General features: G+C 74.3%; 1 protein-coding gene. It reads left to right on the forward strand.

Translation table 11 applies throughout. The features are described 5' to 3' along the window. Positions 1-261, forward strand: a 261-nt coding sequence (locus tag RTM68_RS18420) for a GDSL-type esterase/lipase family protein (protein WP_396654252.1), incomplete at both ends; no start/stop codon positions are given.

The following is a 261-nucleotide window of genomic DNA, read 5'->3' on the forward strand; positions in this document are numbered from 1 at the left end:
CGATCTGCCGGCGGACTACGCGCCGCATGTCGCCGTGATCGTGGTGGGTGGCAACGACGTCACGCACCGCATCCCGGTCGCCGTCTCGACGCAGCACCTGCGCGACACCATCCTGCGTCTGAGGCGTCGCGGCACCGAGGTCGTCGTCGGCACCTGTCCCGACCTCGGGGCGCTGCGCCCCGTGCCCCAGCCACTGCGTCGGCTGGTCGCCGGCATGTCGCGCCGGCTGGCGGAGGCGCAGGCAGAGACCGCGCTCGCCGC

The organism is Microbacterium sp., from assembly GCF_031988965.1.
Taxonomy (GTDB): Bacteria; Actinomycetota; Actinomycetes; order Actinomycetales; family Microbacteriaceae; genus Microbacterium.